This is a genomic window from Rhizobium hidalgonense (genome assembly GCF_002914525.1).
GTDB classification, from domain to species: Bacteria; Pseudomonadota; Alphaproteobacteria; order Rhizobiales; family Rhizobiaceae; genus Rhizobium; species Rhizobium hidalgonense.
The window spans coordinates 84,021-104,627 of sequence record NZ_LODW01000052.1; the positions used below are offsets into that span (position 1 = coordinate 84,021).

A 20,607-nucleotide genomic window follows, 5' to 3' on the forward strand; every position below is an offset into this window, starting at 1 on the left:
GCGTGCCTGAATATTTCAGCGAAGAGAAATCCGCGGAATCCGTCAACATGCGGATGGGGCAGGACATCAATCCACGTCTGGCCGCCGTGATGGCGTCGCTTGTCAACCATTTGCATGCCTTTGCCAAGGATATCAGCCTGACCCAGGAGGAATGGGAGCTGGCCATAGGCTTCCTGACCCGCACCGGCCATCTCTGTCATGACCAACGACAGGAATTTATCCTGCTCAGCGATACGCTGGGTTTCTCAATGCTGGTGGATGCGATCAACAACCGGCGTCCGCCAGGCGCCACGGAAAATACGGTGTTTGGACCATTCCATGTCGAAGGGGCGCCCGTCCGGCAGATGGGTGAAAACATCTCGCTCGACGGCAAGGGCGAGACTTGTCTCTTCATCGGGCGAGTGCTGGATCTCGATGGCAATCCGATCGAAGGAGCCCGGATCGACATATGGTCGGATAATGCCGATGGCTTCTACGACGTCCAGCAGCCGGATATTCAGCCGAAATGGAACAATCGGGGTATTTTCATCACCGGTGCAGATGGCGCCTATAGCTTCGTCGGCATCAAACCGGTCTCCTATCCGATCCCGGATGACGGCCCGGTCGGCCAGATGTTGGCCTCCCTCGGCCGCCATCCCTACCGTCCCGCCCATACCCATTATCTGATCACGGCTCCAGGTTATCAGAAGCTCGTAACCCACACTTTTGTCGGCGACGATCCCTATCTGGAATCCGATACGGTGTTTGGTGTCAAAAACAGCCTGGTCGCGCCTTTCCAGCGTATCGATCGTCCGACGGTCTGGCGCTCCGATTTCGATTTCGTGCTGACGCTGGTCGAGGGCAGGCAATGATCGTTGTTCGCTATGCGATATCTGACCCCGGCAAGGCCGCCGAACGTTCGCGATTGCTGGAGGAACACAAGGCCTATCTGCGCGGCGCGGCGATTCGCATCCTGCTTTCCGGCCCGTCTGCACCGCCGATGGAGGGTAGGGGTTCACCCGCCGTCGTAATTGCGGAAGTCGAAACGCTGGCCGAGTTCGAGGCGTTCAGCGCGGGTGATCCCTTCGTCCGATCCGGTGTATACGGAAGCGTCGATCTATTCGAATGGCGCCCCACTTTTGGGCTTCTTCTGGAGAGTTTCCGGCCAGCGTTTTAGGCAGGATGAAAAATGGGCCGGCATGACCGGCCCATCCACAATCAATCTTATTCGGCCTGCGCCGGCACCGCAGCCGGGGCACCCTGTCGTCCAAGCCGGTCGGCGACCAGCATCGACAGCATCATTTCCACCAGGCCGTTGGCGCCGCCCTTCTCGCCGCCGGCACCGCCGACCTGGATCTGCGGCACGAGCGGCAACTTGCCGTTTTCGATCGCTTCGGCAAAGCGCATCAGCACCTGGGAATGCAGCTGATAGTCCGGACCGCCGAAGGCCGCGACCTTCTTCTCGGTGGCCTCGGCTTCCGCCAGACCGACGGCGCGCACCTTCTGGGCATCGGCAAGACCGGTGGCCTTGATACGCTCGGCATCGGCAAGTGCGATCGCCTTGATCCGGTCGGCCTCGCCAAGGCCTGCAAGCCGGACCTTTTCCGCTTCGGCCTTGGCGGTGACCTGAATGGTCTCGGCTTGCTGGCGGGTGCGGGCGAGCTGCGCCTTACCTTCGTTCTCGCTGATCTCGATGGTGAGGGCCGATGTCGTGATCTTGGCCTGCTGTTCGGCCAGCGCTTCCTTCTCGCGCAATGTGCGCTCCTGGATCGCAGCCGCTTCCTGCAATTTATAGGTCTCGACCTTTTCAACGGCGATCTGACGTTCGCGCAACTGGATCAGGATCTGCTCTATGCTGTTCTGGCCATTGCTGGCGCGGGGCGTACCGATCAGCACCTCCTGCAGCTCGAGGCTGTAGGAGCCGAACTTCTCGCGCATTTCGTCGCCGGATTTGCGCTGGATTTCGCTGCGCTCCTGCAGCAGTTGGATCAACGTCTTGGTCTGGGCGATATTCTTGAAATAGGCCGAGACCATCGGATCGAGCGTCTGTTCGACCAGCCGTTTGATATCGCCGAAGCGCTGCACCACCAGCGGCGCCTTCATATAGTCGATATGCACGACGACCGAGAGCGGCAGCACGGGTTCGAACGCATCCTTGGTGATCAGCGACACTTCGGATAGATTTTCGTCCAGTCTGTGTTCGCCGAACTGTTCCTTCATCCATTTGAGCACGAAGTTGGTGGTCGGCACGATGATGATATTGCCGGCATAGGTGTTGAAGGCATATTTGCCCGGCAGAAGCGGCGTCGACCAGACACCGCGTGCGCCCGTCTCGACCAACTCGCCATGGCGATAGGACTGGCCTGAAATATCCGCGCTTCGCCGGCCGGTATAGGAGACGACGACACCCACCGTGCCGACGTCGATGATCGTCTTCTCCACAAGTTCGACGGTCGCAAAGATGCGGTTGAGGAAATAACTGCCGTCAGCAAGCACCTGCAATTGCCGGCCGCGATAACCGCCGGCATTGAGAAACTTCTCCGGATCCTGAAAATTGTTGTGGAAGTTCGGATCTTTCGGGTTGTTGGAAACGGTCGGCGCGATGATCTCGCCATCCGGCAGCGCCGGACCGTCATGGATGGTGACAATGCCGATCAGGTCCTCGGCGTCATGGATGACGACGGGCTCGAAACCGTTCCGCTCGCTGATCAAAGTCGACATGTCGGCAAACAGCTTTTGTTCCAACGCGTTCAAGTTGACGGCATAGGTCGATTGCGCGGTCAGTACGATGAACTGCGCGAGATTGATGGCATAGGTGCCTTCGCGCAGGATCTTGCGCTGTGGCCCTTTTTGGCCACCCTTGGTCAGAAAGCTGCGCACATCCTGAAAATCATCGGCATCGATATTCGAGGCCAGTGTCTGGGTCGGCGGCAACGGTTCGCCGTCACGGGCGAAGACATAGCCGATCTGGCCCTGCGGAATGGTGACGAGATTGGCGCGATGCATCGAATACTGGAACGGCATGAAGACATGCAGGCCGCCGCGCACGACTTCCGGCTGGAAGCCGGCCTCACCGTAGAGCGCAATGAAGCCGGTCTCGACGGAGCCGCGAAAACTCCACAGCTTTTCGAGAATGCCGAGCCGGTCGTTCGGGATATAGCGGATCACGCCGCTCCACCAGAACAGGAGTACCACCACAATGACCGGGACGGCGAAAACGATCACCCTCCACCCCATCGGGCCAAGATATTGCAGGTTTTCCATCTTTTTTCTCGTATGGGCGCACGGGTTCATCCACCCGGTGGCCGCCCGGTTGTTATTGGATAAGAAGGGGAGATGACGCGCCTAATTGGCTCGACGCACTCAGGGTGTATCGAACGCTTGGGCTGCTCATTGTCTGGAAAAATGACCGCGCGTCCCGAGTCCCCAATAAGGGGCGGCGTGGTCGTGAATGCTCTTACATCGGTGTCGCCTTGGTAGACATGACGATGGAGGACGTAAGGATTGCGCCTACAGGTTTAAAGATGTTGGATGCGGAAATCGAGCAAGTACTTCCAACGATTTCGATATTTCGAGCATTCAATTCTACTGAATTAGGCCGTTGCTGCTCGTTTGTTTCGGCCGGCATTTGGCGATAATATTGGTAATTGCCTCCATCCGGATGCCGTCGCCGTATTGTCCTCAACCGGCGAAACCGCTCATGTCAAATACGGCCGCGTTGTCCTGGACTTCGCGCAGTCCCTTGTACGAGGCGTGACGAAGACTGCCGTCATCGGTCCAGCCGCGGAACTCGATCTCGGCGATGAGGGTCGGCTGCACGAAGACGAAGCGCTTGCCCTTCAGGGTAACGACCGGCTGGTTCGTCTTCAACTTGTCGAGGGTCTTTTTCAACTGCTCGGCATCCCTGGCGGTGAAACCGGTCCCAACCGCCCCAGCGTAAATCCAGTCGAAACCCTTCCTGCCAGCGAGCAGCAGACTGCCGATGCCGCCGCGGGCGGATGCCGATTGTTCGTAACCGACAATCATGAAGCTCTCGCTCTCAATGCATTTGATCTTCAGCCAGTCGCCGGTGCGGCCGCTGCTGTAGGGCCGATCGCGATGCTTGGCGATAATGCCTTCCAGCCGATGATGGCAGGCGTGCTCGAGCAGGTCTTCGGCCGGCAGATCCAGTTCTTCGGAAAAGCGGATCGTCCCATCGCCGCCTGGTATCAGGTCTTCAAGAAGGTGGCGGCGCACGGCGAGCTCGGTGCCTGTGAGGTCATGCCCATCGAGATACAAAAGATCGAAGACGTAGAGTCTGGACTCGGTCGAAGCCCGCTTGCCGCCTCGACCGCCGAGCGAACGTTGCAACGCGCCGAAATCCGATCGGCCATGATCGTCCAACACCACCGCCTCCCCGTCCAGAATGGCGGTGGTCACGCCCAGTTCTTTTGCTGCCGCAGCGATGGCGGGAAAGCGGTCGGTCCAGTCATGGCCGCCACGCGTGATGACCCGGACGCCCTTTGGCTCGATATGGATCGCAAGCCGGTAGCCGTCCCATTTCACCTCGTACAGCCAATCCGACCCCAGCGGCACATTGGGCTTCAGCAGCGCAAGGCATGGCTCGATCCTTGTAGGCATTGGGTCGAACGGCAGGCTTGGTTGGTCAGGATCACGCTTGCGGAGCGGACGGGACTGCAGCGTCGCGTTGGACTCGTTGAGGAAGGGCAATGAGGGGCGGCGAGAACGTGTCATGAATAATGTTTGCCCTTCCCGAACCGGTCTGCAGTCTCTTCTCGAAGATTGATGCAGCCTTTCCAACTCGCTGGCGAGGCGACCATGTCATCATACTCCTGAGGCAAGCGGTGCGAGTCAACCCAATCGACCGGCGGATTGTTCCGCGTCGAAACGAATCAAAATTCAATGACTTACGGCATAGGCGCCGCCAGAATGAACCGGCGTGAGATCGTCTTGATTCCATGCATCTTTTTGCCGCGACGCGCGTTCTAGTCAGACGGCACCATAGGAACGAATGACATGACCAAGCGCGAACTCATCGATACCGGCACCGACAAACGCTATGTCCGCCGTAGTGAAAAGGGGCAATTCAAGGAAAGCGACGATGTCGGCCGCTCACTGGCGGCCGATCGTCGCCAGACGGCGAAGACCAAGGCAAAGCCGGGCGAGGGCGACCGCGGCGATCGGACCGTCAAGCACTGACAAGCATGGTGCGCTGGGGTAGCGGAAGGCGAATCCGCGCGTAGATCTCGGCGGTCGGCCAGGGGCTCCATTCGCTGCGGTGCGGATCCCGTCCGGGCGCCGTAGCCGATCGGCCGTTCGCCTGAACGAGAAATCGAACACTTCACTGCTGCCTGCGGAGGCTCCCCAGCATAGCTTTGAACCCTGCAACTGCCCGCTTCGAGACCGCCTCTGGATTCTCCGCATTGGCGATCCACAGCGCCATATGGCTGCTGGCGCCATTGATCAGGCGGGCGGCGGTTTCGGTGTCGATGTCGATGATCTCGCCATCGGCCTTGAGGCGGTCGAGGCTGCGGGAGAGGGCGGCGATGCAGCCGGGGGTGTTCTGCCATTGCGAGATGTCGCCGAGGACAGCCGGGCCATCGCGAAACATGATACGCTGGATTTCGGGCTCGAGTGCCATTTCGATATAAGCGGAGCACTCGTCGACAAAACCCTGCCAGCGCGTGGGAGCGGCGGCCGAGACCTCGTTCAGCCGTTCGGTCATTTCCGCATCGATTTCCATGATCACGGCCTTTAGCAGGCCCCTCTTGTCCCCGAAATGGTGATAAAGGGCCCCACGCGTCAATCCCGCTTCGCCGGTGAAATCGTCCATCGAGGCTTCCGCGTAACCGATCGTGCCAAAGGCACGCCGTCCGGCTGCGATAAGTTTGCCGCGGGTCTCTGCGATCATCTTCTGGCGCGGTTTGCGCATGGCTTCTCCATTGGCATACGCCGCGTATCTTTTTCATTGACATACGGGACGTATGCCCTATCTAAACACATACGCTCCGTATATAAGTGTTCTATCCGATAGCTGGAAGGATCGTCGCATGTCAAATCCGTACAGACAAATATTCGCGGCACCTGGGGCCAAGGGCTTCTCGGTCGCTGGCTTTTTCGCACGCCTTCCCATTGCCATGGCGCCGATCGGCATCGTCGCCATGCTTTCGCAGGCACGTGGCGAATATTGGCTGGCGGGCGCCGTGTCGGCGACCTATGCGCTCACCAATGCAGTGATCTCGCCGCAGATTTCGCGAGCGGTTGACCGGCTGGGCCAGACGGCAGTGGTCGTTCCCGCAACCATCGTGTCAGTGCTGGCATTCATCGCGCTGATCGCCGCGGCCAACCAGAACTGGCCGGTGTGGACCCTCTTTGCCTCAGCCTTCCTCGCGGCAGCCATGCCGAGCATTCCGGCACTGATGCGGGCGCGCTGGACGGAGCTCTTTCGCAACCAGCCCGAACTCAACACCGCCTTCGCGTTCGAAAGTGCCGCGGACGAACTGGTCTATATCGCCGGCGCCTCGTTGTCGGTTGGGCTGGCCGTCGCCCTATTCCCGGAAGCCGGCATGATGGTGAGCACAGCTTTTCTGGCGCTTGGGACGGCCGCTTTCATCGTGCAGCGCGGCACCGAACCGAAGGTGCGCCATGTCGCCGGCGCGGCTTCGGCTGGCTCGGCGATCCGCCAACGGCCGGTGCAGATCATCACCCTCGCGCTCATCTTCGTCGGCGCGATCTTTGCAACCGCTGAAGTGAGTGTTGTCGCCATCACCAAGGAGCTCGGTCAGCCGAATGCGGCAAGCCTGGTCATCGGGGTCTATGCCCTCGGTTCTTTCCTGTTGGGTTTGACCCTCGGCGCGCTTAATCTGCGCATCCCCTTGCACCGTCAGTTGCTGATCGCTGTCGCCACTCTCGCACTGACCTCCCTGCCGCTGCTCGTTGCCGGCAGCTCGGTGCCCCTGCTTGCTATCGCCGTCTTCGTCAGCGGCATCGCGATATCGCCGACCTTTATTACGGCCTTCGGACTGATTGAGCGTCGTGTGCCGGAATCGGTGCTGACGGAGGGCGTCACCTGGGTGATGACCGGCATCGGCATCGGCATGGCGCTCGGCGCCTTCGTCTCGGGCTGGGTGGTCGATAGCTACGGTGCCGAGAGCGGATTCTGGGTGTCTACGGCGGCCGGGGCCGCGACCGTCCTTATCATTGCGCTCGGTCAGCGCACACTCTCGGGAGAGTGCACCGACGGGGAAGATTGCGCGATGCTGGAGCCGGCGCAGTAGGAAGAAGGCGGCTGGCGCTTGCCCGACAGGCGAATCCCCTCAACCCGACCACCCCAACCTCACGGCAGCTGAGCACCGCTGACTGCGAGATAGACCGAATAAAGCGACCGCGTCGCCGCGATAAACAGCCGGTTGCGCTTAGGCCCACCGAAGGTGAGGTTGGCGACGGTTTGCGGCACGCGGATCTTGCCGATCAGCTTGCCTGTCGGGTCGAAGCAATGCACGCCATCGGCAGCACTCGACCAGAGGTTTCCGTTGACGTCGGTGCGGATGCCGTCCGGAATGCCATTGTCGATCAGGCAGAAGACCCGGCCGTTTGTGAGCCTGCTGCCATCGATCACGTCGAAGGCGCGGATGTGGCGCGGCAGGCTTTCATCATGGCTTGCCGCCGAATCCGCTACGTAAAGAATTGTCTCGTCGGGCGAGAAGGCAAGCCCGTTCGGCTGGATGAAATCCGTGACGACAGCCGCAAGCGCCCCGGTCGCCGGGTCGAGCCGGTAGACATTGCGGGCCGGCTGCTCCGGCACGGCGCGATAGCCTTCATAGTCCGACATGATGCCGTAGGTGGGATCGGTGAACCAGATCGCGCCGTCCGATTTCACCACCACGTCGTTCGGCGAATTGAGCCTGACGCCCTCGAAACGGTCGGCGAGCACGGTGATCGAGCCATCGACCTCGGTGCGGGTGACGCGGCGCCCGCCATGTTCGCAGGAGATCAGCCGTCCCTGCCGGTCGCGCGTATGGCCGTTGGCGAAATTGGAGGGTTGCCGGTAGACGGAGACGCCGCTCTCCGGTGTCCATCGCAGCATGCGCTGGTTGGGAATATCGCTCCAAAGCAGCTGGTTGGCATCGTTGAACCAGACCGGACCTTCGGCCCAGCGGCAGCCGGAATAAAGCTCGTCGAGACCGGCGCTCGCCACGATCATCTGCCGGAAACGCGGGTCATGGATTTCGTAGATACTGGCCTCGGCCATAGCGGTCTTCCCGTTTATCGCATACCGGCCCGGCGGCCGCCGGCAAGCATGATGACACTGATGATGATGAGGCCGGTCATGATCAGGCGGATGCCCGCGCCGACCCCGTAGGTGTTGAGCATGGAGACGACCAAAAACATAAAGAGCGAGGCGCCCCAGATGCCCGGCACGTTGGAATCACCGCCGGCGACCGCCGTGCCGCCGATCACCACGACGGCGATCGACATCAGGAGATATTCCGAACCCATGTTGAGCGCCGCGCCGCCGGAGAAACAGGCGAGCAGATAGCCTGCGACCGACGCGAGCACGGCGCAAAACAGGTAGGTGACGAAGCGCGTGCCGTCGACCGGTATGCCGGCCATGCGCGCGGCCGGCATGCTCTGACCGATCGCCGAGATCCAGCGCCCGTAGATCGTCTTCTCCAGCAGGAACCAGGCGAGCAGCGAGATGAGCAGTGCGGCGATCGCCACATTCGGCACGCCGAGCGTGTTCGACGTGGTGAACTCCGCAAGCATGCTCGGGGGCTTGATGCGCAAGCCCCGGTTCGTCCAGATCGCGGCGGACTGGACGATGAAACTCATGGAAAGCGTGGCGATGATCGGCGGAATGCGCAGCACCTTGATCAGCGCATAATTGCCGAGCCCGACGGCAAGGCCGATGACGAGGGCGACGAGAAGGCCGGGCAGGATCAGGCCGTTCTCGACATTCATCAGCTTCAGCGCCACCGTGCCGGAAAGCGTCATGGTGGCGGGGACCGAGAGGTCGATATTGCCGGGACCGAGCGTGATGACGAACATCTGGCCGATGCCGACGATGACCGAGAAGGCGGCGAATGTGAGGGCTGCCTGCGACAGGCCGAGCGCGCTCGCCCCGAGCGTCACCATGATCGTCAGGAACCAGACCACGAAGGCGGCGAGCCACGACCAGATCCAGGGTCTCCCGAAAAGGCGAAACAGCGCGCTCATCGGCGTTTCTCCCGCTTCTCCAGGCGGTTCAGCATCAGGCGAAGCGCCAGCACGATGATGAGGATCGCCCCCTGGGCGCCGATCTGCCAGTCGGGCGAGATTCGCAGGAAGGACAGAAACGAGCCGGCGAGCGTCAGCGTCAGCGCGCCGATGACGGCCCCGACAGGGGAGACGCGGCCGCCGATGAACTCGCCGCCGCCGAGGATCACGCCGGCGATCGACAGCAGGGTGTAGCGCAGCGCGATATTGGCATCGGCCGAGGTGGTCAGGCCGACGAGGGCGATGCCGGCAAGCACGGCGAAGAAGCCGGCAAGCCCATAAGCGATGGCCCGCGCTCCGACAATCGACCAGCCGGCGCGCTCGACCGAGCGCTGGTTGCCGCCAATGCCGCGGATCAGCACGCCGAGCGAGGAGCGCATGACGAGGATATGGGCGACGACGGCGATGGCAACGCTGGCGACGATCGCCATCGGCGCCAGCGGCGGCTTGACGGTCATCAGAGAACGCACCCAATCCGGCGCCTGGCCGCCGGGTGCCGGTAGCAGCAGCACGGCAAGGCCGCCCCAGACGAAGCTCATGCCGAGGGTGACGACGATGGACGGCAGGTTGCGCAGATGGATGACGACGCCGAGGCCCGCATAGATCGCGATCGCACCGGCAAGGATCAGCACGCCAATCGCGGGGGCATCCCGCAGAAAGGTCGCAGTGACGCAGGCGACGAAGCTGACGAAGGTGCCCATCGACAGATCGAGATCGTTGACCGCCATGACAAGCATTTGGGCGATCGTCGCAAGCGCGATCGGCACTGCCAGATTGAACAGCAGATTGAGCCCGACATAGCTCATGGCGCGTGGCTGCAGCCAGAAGACGGCGGCGAGCAGCAGGGTCAGCGACAAAGCGGGAATAGCAAGACGCAAGGCGTCGGACGAAGGCCGGAACGTCATGCGGCGACCCCTTCGAAGGAAGCGGCGATGATACTTGTCTCGTTGACGGCATCACCGGCGAGTTCGGCGGTGATGCGGCCTTCGCGGAAGACGTAGACGCGGTCGCAGAGGCGGACCTCGTCCATCTCCGTCGAGTACCAGATGAAGGTGCGGCCGCGCGCCGCTTCCTCGCGGATGATGGCATAGACCTCCTGCTTGGTGCCGACATCGACGCCGCGCATCGGATCGTCCATCAGCACGACAGGCGCGCGCGTCGCAAGGGCGCGGGCGAACAGCACCTTCTGCTGGTTGCCGCCGGAAAGCGACAGGATGCGGTTTGCCATATCGGGCGTGCGGATTTCGATCCGCCGCCGCCAGTCGGCGCCTTTTGTCACCTCTTCGCCTGCAAGGATGAGGCCTCGGCGCGTGAGATCACCGAGCGAGGCGATGGAGAAGTTGCGCAGGATACTCCACAGTTCGAAGACGCCGTTGAGGCGGCGGTCGCCGGCGACAAAGGTGACGAGCGGATCGCGCTCCGGCAGCCAGTTGCCGGACTGGGCGGCGTGCAAAGCGAGCAGCAGTTCGGTCTGCCCGTGGCCGGCCAGCCCCGCCAGCGCGATGATCTCGCCCTTGCGCGCCGTGAAAGGAAGACCTTTCGTCGGATGCGACAGAGTGAGCGGGGCGGTGGATCGTTCGCGCGCCGAGCGTGGCCGACTCTCCTCCTTCGCAACGGTGCCCATCGCTTCGACGAGGCCGTGATGGTCAAATCGGTCAGCCGGACGTTCGGCGACGACGCGGCCGTCCTTCATGACGACGATGCGGTCGGAGGTTTCGAGGATCTCGTGCAGGATATGCGAGATGAAGATCACCGCCCCGCCGGCGGCGATGAAGCGGCGGACATGGTCGAGCATCTGCCGGGCAAGGCTCGCATCGAGTGACGAGGTCGGTTCGTCGAGGATCACCAGCCGCGGCGGCGTGCCGGCGTTGGAAAAGGCCATTGATATCTCGACCATCTGCCGCTCGGCGATCGAGAGATCGCCCACGGCTCGGCCACTGTCGATGCCATGGCCGGGGAAGACGGTGTCGAGGCTCTTCTCGATGATATTGGCGGCGCGCCTGCGCCAGCCGAAGCCACCGAGATGGCGATGCATGACGCGTGTGTTCTCGACGATGGAAAGGTTGGGACAGAGCGAAAGCTCCTGGAAGACGCAGCGCACGCCGCGGGCGCGCGCCGCGTTGATACCATAGCGCTCCAGCCGTTGGCCGTCGCTCGCGACACTTCCTTCATGTGGTGTGAGGCCGCCGTTGATGACGCTGACGATCGTTGATTTGCCGGCGCCATTGTGGCCGACGAGCCCGACGCATTCGCCCGGCATGACACTAAGCGTGACGCCGTCGAGCGCCCTGACCGCGCCGAAGCTCACCCTGGCGCCATCGACGGCAATCACCGCCTTCAAAACCTCATTCATGCTGCCCGCCACATCTGCTCGGAAGGACTGCCGCGCGGCCATTTTTGGCCCGCGCGACAGTCGCCGGGAGAGTTATTTTGCCGACTCGATGACCTTGATCGCGTCTGCCTGCGTGTATTCCACATTGGCGACGCCGCCGGCCTGAGTATTGGCGAGGTTCGTTTCAAGATTGTCCTGGTCGATGCGCAGGAAAGGCACGACGAGATCCTTCTTCACCTCTTTGCCGTCGAGGATCTGCTGGGCGACCCAGAAGGCAAGAGTCGAGACGCCCGGTGCGATCGACACGGACATGGTCTCGTAACCCTTGCCGTCCTTCTGCTCCTTCCACCACTTCAACTCGTCTTCGCGGTTGCCCATGATGATGGTCGGCATCTTCCGGTCGGTCGCGGCGATCGCCTGTGCGGCGCCATAACCGTCACCGCCCTGCGTCACCACGCCGACGATGTCGGGCAGGCTGGGCAGGATGCCGGCAACGGCCTTCTGCGCCACGTCCTGCGCCCAGTCACCGTGAACCGAGCCGACAATCTTGAACTGCGGGAACTGCTTGACGCCGTCATGGATGCCGGCCGAGATCTCGTCATCGACGAAGACACCGGCAAGGCCGCGGATCTCGAGCAGGTTGCCGCCTTCCGGAAGTTTCTTCGACAGGTACTCGACCTCGCTGCGGCCCATTTCCTTGAAGTTGACGGCAATGCGCCAGGCGCAGGGTTCGGTCACGATGCCGTCGAATGAGACGACGGTGATGCCGGCGTCGCAGGCTTCCTTGACCGCGCCGTTCAGCGCCGTCGGCGAGGCGGCGTTCAGCACGATGGCGTCATAGCCCTGCAGGATCATGTTCTGGATCTGCGCCGCCTGTTCCGTCGCCTGGTTCTCGGCGGTGGTGAAAGGATCGGCGGCGGCAACGGTGCCGGCCTTCACGGCTTCGCCGGTCACCTTGCCCCAGCTCGTCAGCATGGCCTGGCGCCAGGAGTTTCCGGCATAGTTGTTGGAAAGGGCGATCTTCTTAGCCGAAGTGTCGGCAAAGGCAGAAACGGGCATGGCGGCGCAAGCAATAGCGGCCGATGCCAGAAGCATCTTACGGATTGTCATGTCTTCCTCCCTGATGATCGCGCCGGTCGGCGGATCGCTTCACTCTGCCGCCTCAAACGGCCTCGAATGAAAATTGTTCTTGCACTGAGCTTCCTCCTCTCAGTAAGGGCAGGATGCGGGAGATCGGCCGACCTGTACAGGGGCAAGGCGGCAAGTCGTTTGCGGGTTTTGCGCAACAAGCTGCGGGTTTACGCAAGACGGCGACCCATTTGCGGGCGCTTACTGGGGAAACGATCACGGCGGGTTGAGGAGCCTGCCGTGACGGGGAGGAACTGACAATGCTGCATCGTGCACCGGCAGCCCTGTTCGACCATTATCTCGGCATTTCCCGGCTGCTCGCGGGTCAGCTCGACTTCCGCTCGGCCATCCGCTCCGTCGCGGCCGAGGTCGCTCACATCATCCCGCACGACCATCTCGATGTCTGCGTGCTGCTCGAAGGCGGCAGCTATCACACGGCTTATGAGACCGGCATCGAGACCGCTTGGGGCGAGATTGCCGGCGCGCCTGTCGTCAACAGCCCGATCCGCTCGCTGCTGCGGGGCGAGGTGGACTTTCTGCTGACGGACGATGCCATGACCGATCCGCGTTTCCACTTCGAGGGCGCATTCAAGCGGCCGATCGTCGAACAGTCACTGAGAAGCCGCCTGCATGTGCCGATGAAGGTGCAGGGCACGATCATCGCCGCACTTTCCTGTTCGTCGCAGACGGCTGGCGTCTATACAATGGAAGATATCGAACGCGCCCGCATCATCGCCGACCTGCTGACACCCTATTTCTTCGCGCTGCAGGCGGCCGAGCAGGCGCAACGCTCGGCCATCGTCGAGGCGGAGGCCCGCGCCCGCGAGGAGGGACTGCGGCAAGGCGCGCTGAAGCTGACCGAAGCGCTGGAGCAGGAACGCCAACGCATCGGCATGGACCTGCACGACCAGACGCTCGCCGATCTGACGCGGCTCGCCCGCCGGATCGATCGGCTGTCGCGCAACGGCGAGGTGGCGCCCGAGGCGCTGGAGCCGGTCTCGCGTTCGCTGCAGCATTGCATGCAGGATCTGCGGCAGATCATCGAACAGGCAAAACCCTCCGTGCTGCAGCTCTTCGGGCTTTCCCAGGCGATCGAGCATCATCTCGACCGATCGACCCGCGATAGCGGGTCGGCCATCGAATGGGGCCTCGTCGACGAGACGCACGGCGCGCTGGAGCGGCTGGAACCGACCGTCAGCGTCGCGCTGTTCCGGATTGCCCAGGAGGCCATCAACAATGCGGTGCGCCATGCCGCGCCGCTCACCGTGACGGTACGGCTCGAGGCCGACGACGAGCGGCTGTCGATCGAAATTTCCGACGATGGCAGCGGCCTCGCCAAGGCGCGGGGCCGGATCGGCGGCGGCATCGACAATATGAAGACCCGGGCGCGGCTGATCTCGGCGCGCTTTGCGACCGGGCCAGGCCACAACAATCGCGGAACCGTGGTGCGGGTCGTGCTGCCGCTTCACCCGCACGACCCGGCGAACGAGCCGAACTGAGGAGAAGGGCGCAATGAAGGTTCTGATCGTCGAGGACGACCCTCTGCACCGCTCCTACCTGCACGAGGCGGTCAACGCGGCCCTGCCGGAATGCGACACGGTGATCGAGGCCGAGAACGGAACAGTCGGCGAGAAGCTCGCCCGCGACCACAAATCGGCGCATATCGTCATGGACCTGCAGATGGCGAACCGCAACGGCATCGAGGCGGCGCGCACCATCTGGAAGGAGCGGCCGGAGACCCGCATCCTGTTCTGGTCGAATTATTCTGACGAGGCCTATGTGCGCGGCGTCTCGCGCATCGTGCCGGATGGCGCAGCCTACGGCTACGTGCTGAAATCCGCTTCCGACGAGCGGCTGAAGCTTGCGCTGCGCTCGATCTTCATCGAGAGCCAGTGCGTCATCGACCGCGAGGTGCGCGGCCTGCAGCAGAAGAGCCTTGGCCAGACGAACGGCTTTACCGATTCCGAATACGAGATTCTCGTCGATATCGCGCTCGGCCTCACCGACCGGGCGATCGCCAAACGCCGGGGCCTGTCGCTGCGCAGCGTGCAGAACCGCCTGCAGCAGCTCTACGACAAGCTCGACGTCTACCAGAGCGCCGGCGACGACCACGAAGACGGTCGTTTCAATCTCCGCGCCCGCGCCATCACGGTCGCTTTCCTGCGCAAGCTGCTGAACTATAGCGCCCTGGAGCGGGCCGAGGCGGAGCTGCAGGAATGGCTTGACGGAAAGTAGATCCGCGGCTCCACGCGGATCATGCGATGGCTTTCAAGGGAGCCAGGCTGCATAGAAATAATCAGCAATTCAAACCGTTACAGCGTCGTTCTCACGTTCGAGTCAACCTCCGAAACGCGGCATCATGAGCCAGGCAGCGGAATTGAACGCTTGGCCTCTGCCAAGGATGGGCCCGAAATGACGCGGTATCGTGCCTCGACAAGATTGTATAGTCCGAAGGCTGCCAATCCAGCGGCAACGGCGATGTAGAGGAAGGCTCCAAACGGAAGCTGGCGGACCCATTCCAAGGCGTCGCCCATGCTGCCGGCCTGTTGCGGATCCACCCGGAAGCCTGCATAGGCAAAAAGCACGCCGGTGATGGCGAACACCATGCCGCGGGCGACGAGACCGTAAACGCATATCCATGTCACGATACCCTTGCTGTCCGGTATCTTGACGTAGCGCTCAAACTTCCGGCTGATGCCCTTTGCGACAGTCACGATGCCGCCGATGACAAAACCGGCGCCAACGGCGATCGCAAGGTAGGACCCGAACGGCTGCGACATGATCCATCCCGCAAAACCCTTCTCGCCGGAACCTTCGCTGCCTCCGCCGAAGAACAGGGCACGACCCAGTGCATATCCGGCAAGCCCGAGATAGGTGATGGCGCTGCCAAGGAGTGCTGCCCGGATCACCAATGCCTTTGCGTCTTTCCCGTGGCCATCGCTATCTGCCAGGGACTGGGCCAGCCTCCAGGCGACAAAGCCGAGAAGTCCGAGACCAATGATTCCGACCCAGACACGACCGAACGGCTGCGCAAGCAGCGTCGAGAGCGCCGATTTCGTTTCGGGCCGGCCGCCAGCGACGCCGGAGAAGAGCGCCAGCCCCGCTATCAGGAGAAATACGACACCGCGCGCGGTGTAACCGCCTTTGGCGAGCAGATCAAATCGAAGGCCTTTAGTCATCAGCATTTCCTATCCGTCGCCGGTGCGCGAGATTAACGCGCCAGCCTTCCGAAAGTTTGCTGGGTGGATCTTCCTTTGTTGACCGGGCAACGCGATGGCTCACCGTCACGAACGGCATAAGTTCCATAAGATAGATTACGCCACTTTGCAATTTAAAGTTGAATTAACCTTCTTCCAGAAATTGTACCTCCCGCACTTAAGAGGGGGTATTGCAGATGGCGTTGATCGCAGTGGCGGGCGGCATGCGCGCACCAGTCCGTTGTTTCTTATCGCACCTCAAACTCGGGATCTGGCGGAACCTGCATGGCGAGGGCGAGATGATTTGTCTGCGCGGCAAGACCGATGATCGTCAGGAGTTCGCCGTGTTGGGCATCGCTCATCCCTCGCACACGGGCGGCGGCGGTGTGAGATTGAACACAGTACTGGCAAGCATTGGCCGTTGACACTGCAATGTAGATCATCTCGCGCGTCAACGGATCGATCGTGCCCTCGACCATCATGACCGATTTGAGCGTTTCCCATACCCGCTTGAGATTTGCCGGATCGTTTGCAAGAGCGCGCCAGAAATTGTTGATGAAAGCGGTCTTGCGTGTCGCCCTGATGTCATCGAACACCGCTTGCACGGCTGGAATGGCTGCGGCCTGTTGATCCGACAGAAGTTTGACTGTTGCCATCGATTTTTCCTTTCCGGTGTGCCGATGCACCATGATCTTTTCTTCGCCGCGGTGAAATTGCCCGGCGATCAGACACTGCCGGCGGAAGATACGAAGAAACGACAATGGCCACCAACCTTCCCCGTCCCGCGAGGAAATCGAAGGCTGGTGTTTCAGGAAAACAGTCAAAATTAGAAATATTGTCTACTGATTTTATAGATTATACGGTTTCATAGCCCCGTCGATTTCAGCGATGAGGCTTAAACGCCCGGGAAATGCTTCTTCGGGCGCAAATGACCTGCCGACTTCTTTACATCAACAGGAGATTTCCATGAGCAATCCGGTCCTCGTCAATCAGATCATTCCCGAGTCCGATGTCGTGCCGCTGACCGGCCGCGTCGGCGCCGAAATCAGAGGGATCCGTCTTGGCGGGGATCTTTCGGACGCGCAAGTAGCCGCCATCAACCAGCTTCTCCTGAAACACAAGGTCATCTTCTTCCGCGATCAGGGACATCTTGAGGATTCTGAACAGGAAGCTTTCGCACGCCGCCTCGGCGATCTCGTGCCTCATCCAACCCAGGGACCGGTCGCTGGCACGGCTTCTATCCTCAACCTCGATTCCAGCCGCGGCGGCGGCCGGGCTGATCAGTGGCACACCGACGTCACCTTCGTCGATGCCTACCCCAAATTCTCGGTCCTTCGCGGCGTCGTCATTCCGGCGGCCGGCGGCGACACGATCTGGTCCAACACCCATGCTGCCTACGAAAGTCTACCGGCGCCGCTCAAATTGCTGGTGGATAATTTATGGGCCATTCACAGCAATGCCTATGACTACGCGGCCGTACGCCCTCGCGCCACCGCCGAAGAGAAAAAGCACTTCGAAGAGGTTTTCACCTCGACAATCTACGAGACCGAGCATCCGGTCGTGCGTGTCCATCCGGAAACCGGCGAGAGATCGCTGCTGCTCGGCAATTTCGTGCAACGCCTAGTCGGGCTGTCGAAGGGCGACTCCGCCAAACTCTACGAGGTGTTCCAATCCTACGTCACCGCCCCCGAAAATACCGTGCGCTGGCGCTGGAAAGCCGGGGATGTCGCGATCTGGGACAATCGTGCGACCCAGCACTATGCCGTCAACGACTATGGCGACCAGCACCGGGTGGTGCGCCGCGCCACTGTCGACGGCGATGTCCCAGTCAGCATCGACGGCCGCCGCAGCATAACCCATGTCAAGGCGGCCAAGCCGAAAGCAAAGGCGGCGTGATCATACGCAGATAAGTATTGCCCGGCACATGAAGCGAGACCCAAGCTTCATGTGCCGGTTGACATCCTTGTAGCGCAGATAGCGGACGCAACCGGGTCCGCCTTCCGCAAGAAGCCCGCGGGTTAAATGAGCCGCTCGTCTTACGAGAAGGAAAGCTTCTCGCTCGGCCGGGTCAGCGTTTCTGGGCGCAGCACCGCATCGAGGTGCTCCTTCTGCATCAGACCGCGTTCGAGAATGATTTCGTAGACGCCCCGTCCGGAATGATGCGCTTCAAGCGCGACCTCCGTGGCGTTGCGATAGCCGATATAGGGGTTTAATGCCGTCACGATGCCGATCGACTGCTCGACTGTCTGCCGCAACCGGTCACGGTTGGCGGTAATGCCTTGAATGCAATTGGCTTCGAGTGTCAGGCAGGCATTGGTCAGGTGGCTGAGACTGCGGTAGAGACAATAGAAGATCACCGGCTCGAAAGCGTTCAACTGAAGCTGGCCGGCCTCCGCTGCCATGGTGATTGTCACATCATTGCCGATCACTTCGAAAGCGACCTGGTTGACGACTTCCGGGATCACCGGGTTCACCTTGCCGGGCATGATCGAGGAGCCGGCCTGCCGCGCAGGCAGATTGATCTCGTTCAATCCGGCGCGCGGCCCCGAGGACAGAAGCCGCAGGTCGTTGCAGGTCTTGGACAGCTTGACCGCCACGCGCTTGAGGACGCCCGAAAGCTGTACGAAGGATCCACAATCCTGCGTCGCCTCCACCAGATCCGGTGAGGTCACCAGATCGACGCCGACGATATCCGACAGACGCTCGCGCACCAGCGCTGCATATTGAGGATGGGCGGTGATGCCGGTGCCGATGGCCGTTGCGCCAAGGTTGATCTCGCGGATCAGCGAGACCGCTTCGGAGAGGCGCGTTTCGTCCTCGGCGAGCATCAGCGCATAGGTTCCGAATTCCTGCCCCAGCGTCATCGGCACGGCGTCCTGCAACTGGGTGCGGCCCATCTTGAGGACGTCGGCAAATTCGATCGCCTTGGCCTCGAATGCCCGGCGCAGGATCGCCATGGCGTCGACGAGACGGTGAACGCCGATCCATGCGGCGAGCTTCAGCGCCGTCGGATAGACATCGTTGGTGGATTGCGAGAGATTGACGTGCTCGTTCGGATGCAGGTGCTGGTAATCGCCTCGGCCATATCCCATGATTTCCAGCGCCCTGTTTGCAATCACCTCGTTGGCGTTCATGTTGGTCGAGGTGCCGGCGCCGCCCTGAATGAGATCAACGACGAACTGGTCGTGCAGCGCACCGTCACGGATCTCGACGCAGGCCGCAATGATGGCGTCGGCGCGTGCCCGATCCAGAAGGCCGAGGCTTGCATTGGCCTGAGCCGCCGCCTGCTTGATCGCGGCGAGTGACGCAATCAGGTCTGCCGATTCACGCAAGGTCTGACCGGTGATCGGGAAATTCTCGACCGCGCGCAGCGTATGGATGCCGTAATAGGCCGTGGCCGGCACGTCGCGATTGCCGATCAGGTCATGCTCGACGCGGATTTTCGCAATATCAGAGATAGTCATGGCTGGACTTTCGAGAAGCGGCGCTGCGGACATGAACTGCGGCAGCAGGCCGGACAAGATGATGGGGAGACGCGGCAATATTGCCGCATCCAGAATGCGTCATCGGCTCAAAGCTGCAGGACGAGAACCGTCCGCGTCCGATTTCGATCCGCCAAGCATGAACGGAAAGGACACGCCGCCTGTCGCGACACCCATCGTGTTCACACGGCTGGGATGATGGAATGATGCAAGCGGCTTGCGGCGTTCCGGCGAACCGATACCGAGCTGCTCGAGGATTTCCGTCACGACAGCGTAGAGGATTTCGATGTTGCCATCCTCGATCTTGACCGAGATGCCGAGCGCCCCTTCCGCTCCCCATCGCCTGGTATCATTGGAGGCTTGCACACCGATTGCGTAGCTGGCGTCGGCGCCGAGCTTGCCGATCATGGCACCGTCGAATGCGCGCATGAGCACCGTGCAGTAGCGCCCCTCACCCGCAACCATTTCCGGGTAGCGCGCCATCGCCTGGAAGATGCGAGCCAGCGCCGCGTCTCGCGTCGACACGCCCTCGCGCGCCTCGCCCTGGTCCACCGCCGAAGCGAGCTTGGCATAGATGCGCGCCAGCCGATCCAATGGAAAAGCGGGCGTCGGGAGATTGCATCCGTCGACCCCCCATTCGACGTCCTGCATGTCCAAATCGCAGAGCTCGGCAACCGTCCGCTTCACCACCACCTGCATCGGGTGATCCGGAAGATGGTAGCCTTCCAGGCCCGCCCCGATCGCCCGGGATCCGGCCATCATTCCGACGTGCTTTCCCGAACAATTGCTGCAAACCGCCGTCGGCGTATAATCCTGCCTGATCCAGGAGCGGTTCACGGCTTCGGAAAGGGAAGGATGGCCGCCGCAACGAAGATCGGCCTCCTTGGCCCCAATCTTCGACAGCATGGTCCGCGTCCGCGCAATATGCCGCTCCTCGCTGCTGTGGGAAGCGCACATCAGTGCCAGGTCGGCATCATCGAACCCGTAAGGCTCGAACCCATTCGCCTCCAGGATGGCAAGCGCTTGGGCCGGCTTGGCGGCAGACCGGGCAAGCGTAAAGCGCGTCGGGTTTCCCAGCGCAAAAAGCAGCCTGCCTTTTGCATCGACGACCGCGGCATGGACGCGGTGACGGTTCTCGACGATGCCGCCACGCTCGGTGACGACGAAATCCTCACTCGGGATCATTTCTCTCTCCATTCATGCGCCGCCCCGGCAGCCTTCGGCGCCGGGGCAA

The 20,607-nt window shown here is 61.7% G+C and carries 19 protein-coding genes; 7 read left to right on the top strand and 12 right to left on the bottom strand.

Annotation, left to right across the window (positions count from 1 at the left end; genetic code table 11):
• Positions 1–2 precede the first annotated feature (2 nt).
• A complete protein-coding gene (locus ATY29_RS14515; protein WP_003563853.1) occupies positions 3–851 on the top strand; it encodes a dioxygenase family protein in 849 nt (282 codons plus the stop codon).
• Positions 848–1,156: a YciI family protein gene (locus tag ATY29_RS14520; protein WP_003563855.1), complete on the top strand. Its 309-nt coding sequence runs from the start codon at positions 848–850 to the stop codon at positions 1,154–1,156. Before ATY29_RS14515 ends, ATY29_RS14520 begins: the two co-directional genes overlap by 4 nt.
• 47 nt (positions 1,157–1,203) lie before the next feature.
• Here the strand turns inward: ATY29_RS14520 and ATY29_RS14525 are convergent, their stop codons facing one another.
• Together ATY29_RS14525 and ligD are read right to left on the bottom strand one after the other, a co-directional pair.
• A complete protein-coding gene (locus tag ATY29_RS14525; RefSeq protein ID WP_097536731.1) occupies positions 1,204–3,243 on the bottom strand; it encodes an SPFH domain-containing protein in 2,040 nt (679 codons plus the stop codon).
• Positions 3,244–3,660: 417 nt separating this feature from the next.
• Positions 3,661–4,713 carry a non-homologous end-joining DNA ligase gene (gene ligD / locus ATY29_RS14530; protein WP_097536732.1) on the bottom strand — a complete coding sequence of 351 codons (1,053 nt, stop codon included), beginning with the start codon at positions 4,711–4,713 and terminating at the stop codon, positions 3,661–3,663.
• A gap of 282 nt (positions 4,714–4,995) precedes the next feature.
• Between ligD and ATY29_RS14535 the strand changes: the two genes are divergently transcribed.
• A complete protein-coding gene (locus tag ATY29_RS14535; RefSeq protein ID WP_003563859.1) occupies positions 4,996–5,178 on the top strand; it encodes a hypothetical protein in 183 nt (60 codons plus the stop codon).
• A gap of 142 nt (positions 5,179–5,320) precedes the next feature.
• On the opposite strand, the gene ATY29_RS14540 is transcribed toward ATY29_RS14535, so the two are convergent.
• Complete coding sequence (locus ATY29_RS14540; RefSeq protein ID WP_025418876.1) at positions 5,321–5,911, bottom strand: TetR/AcrR family transcriptional regulator; 591 nt, start codon at positions 5,909–5,911, stop codon at positions 5,321–5,323.
• 118 nt (positions 5,912–6,029) lie between these two features.
• Between ATY29_RS14540 and ATY29_RS14545 the strand changes: the two genes are divergently transcribed.
• On the top strand, positions 6,030–7,256 hold the full coding sequence (locus tag ATY29_RS14545; RefSeq protein WP_097536733.1) for an MFS transporter: 1,227 nt from the start codon (positions 6,030–6,032) through the stop codon (positions 7,254–7,256).
• A gap of 59 nt (positions 7,257–7,315) precedes the next feature.
• Here ATY29_RS14545 and ATY29_RS14550 read toward each other — a convergent pair whose 3' ends face one another.
• The 5 genes from ATY29_RS14550 to ATY29_RS14570 form a co-directional block, all read right to left on the bottom strand.
• The gene (locus ATY29_RS14550) at positions 7,316–8,230 is read right to left on the bottom strand and encodes an SMP-30/gluconolactonase/LRE family protein (RefSeq protein WP_097536734.1); all 915 of its coding nucleotides are present in this window, start codon (positions 8,228–8,230) and stop codon (positions 7,316–7,318) included.
• Positions 8,231–8,244: 14 nt separating this feature from the next.
• Entirely contained in the window at positions 8,245–9,195 is a 951-nt protein-coding gene (locus tag ATY29_RS14555) for an ABC transporter permease (RefSeq protein WP_097536735.1), read from the bottom strand.
• Positions 9,192–10,139, bottom strand: coding sequence for an ABC transporter permease (locus tag ATY29_RS14560; RefSeq protein WP_003563865.1), 948 nt, complete (start codon positions 10,137–10,139; stop codon positions 9,192–9,194). Before ATY29_RS14560 ends, ATY29_RS14555 begins: the two co-directional genes overlap by 4 nt.
• Entirely contained in the window at positions 10,136–11,587 is a 1,452-nt protein-coding gene (locus ATY29_RS14565; protein ID WP_097536749.1) for a sugar ABC transporter ATP-binding protein, read from the bottom strand. Before ATY29_RS14565 ends, ATY29_RS14560 begins: the two co-directional genes overlap by 4 nt.
• A gap of 72 nt (positions 11,588–11,659) precedes the next feature.
• Positions 11,660–12,676, bottom strand: coding sequence for an ABC transporter substrate-binding protein (locus ATY29_RS14570; protein ID WP_003563867.1), 1,017 nt, complete (start codon positions 12,674–12,676; stop codon positions 11,660–11,662).
• A 278-nt stretch (positions 12,677–12,954) separates the two neighbouring features.
• Here ATY29_RS14570 and ATY29_RS14575 point away from each other — a divergent pair, with 278 nt between their 5' ends.
• Together ATY29_RS14575 and ATY29_RS14580 are read left to right on the top strand one after the other, a co-directional pair.
• Complete coding sequence (locus tag ATY29_RS14575; protein WP_003563868.1) at positions 12,955–14,193, top strand: GAF domain-containing sensor histidine kinase; 1,239 nt, start codon at positions 12,955–12,957, stop codon at positions 14,191–14,193.
• 13 nt (positions 14,194–14,206) lie between these two features.
• On the top strand, positions 14,207–14,929 hold the full coding sequence (locus tag ATY29_RS14580) for a response regulator transcription factor (protein WP_003563869.1): 723 nt from the start codon (positions 14,207–14,209) through the stop codon (positions 14,927–14,929).
• Positions 14,930–15,051: 122 nt separating this feature from the next.
• Here ATY29_RS14580 and ATY29_RS14585 read toward each other — a convergent pair whose 3' ends face one another.
• Both ATY29_RS14585 and ATY29_RS14590 read right to left on the bottom strand, forming a co-directional pair.
• The gene (locus ATY29_RS14585; RefSeq protein WP_097536736.1) at positions 15,052–15,873 is read right to left on the bottom strand and encodes a DUF1206 domain-containing protein; all 822 of its coding nucleotides are present in this window, start codon (positions 15,871–15,873) and stop codon (positions 15,052–15,054) included.
• 266 nt (positions 15,874–16,139) lie between these two features.
• A complete protein-coding gene (locus ATY29_RS14590) occupies positions 16,140–16,547 on the bottom strand; it encodes a carboxymuconolactone decarboxylase family protein (RefSeq protein WP_003563880.1) in 408 nt (135 codons plus the stop codon).
• A 310-nt stretch (positions 16,548–16,857) separates the two neighbouring features.
• On the opposite strand from ATY29_RS14590, the gene ATY29_RS14595 reads away from it, so the two are divergent.
• Entirely contained in the window at positions 16,858–17,787 is a 930-nt protein-coding gene (locus ATY29_RS14595) for a TauD/TfdA dioxygenase family protein (RefSeq protein WP_097536737.1), read from the top strand.
• A 140-nt stretch (positions 17,788–17,927) separates the two neighbouring features.
• Here the strand turns inward: ATY29_RS14595 and aspA are convergent, their stop codons facing one another.
• Both aspA and ATY29_RS14605 read right to left on the bottom strand, forming a co-directional pair.
• Complete coding sequence (aspA, locus tag ATY29_RS14600) at positions 17,928–19,355, bottom strand: aspartate ammonia-lyase (protein ID WP_097536750.1); 1,428 nt, start codon at positions 19,353–19,355, stop codon at positions 17,928–17,930.
• Between the two features lie 99 nt (positions 19,356–19,454).
• Positions 19,455–20,558, bottom strand: coding sequence for an asparaginase (locus tag ATY29_RS14605; RefSeq protein WP_097536738.1), 1,104 nt, complete (start codon positions 20,556–20,558; stop codon positions 19,455–19,457).
• Positions 20,559–20,607 lie beyond the last annotated feature (49 nt).